The 241-nt window shown below is 50.6% G+C and carries 1 rRNA gene; it reads right to left on the bottom strand.

Annotation, left to right across the window (positions count from 1 at the left end):
• Positions 1–139 precede the first annotated feature (139 nt).
• Positions 140–241: ribosomal RNA gene (locus K1I44_RS15270) — 16S ribosomal RNA — on the bottom strand; the annotation flags it as partial.

A 241-nucleotide genomic window follows, 5' to 3' on the forward strand; every position in this document is an offset into this window, starting at 1 on the left:
CCATCTTCCTCGAATCCACTTGTAGACGCAGGCGCAAATGGAGGGATATTCCCTCAAAACTAAACGAAGCGAAAAAGCGTTTGTTATCGCGTGATGTCTAGCTGCGAACTAACATCTCCGCTTTTCTGATTATCCTTAGAAAGGAGGTGATCCAGCCGCACCTTCCGATACGGCTACCTTGTTACGACTTCACCCCAATCATTTGCCCCACCTTCGGCGGCTGGCTCCCGTAAGGGTTACC

The organism is Anoxybacillus sp. ST4 (genome assembly GCF_019448545.1).
In the GTDB taxonomy this organism is placed as follows: domain Bacteria; phylum Bacillota; class Bacilli; order Bacillales; family Anoxybacillaceae; genus Anoxybacillus; species Anoxybacillus pushchinoensis.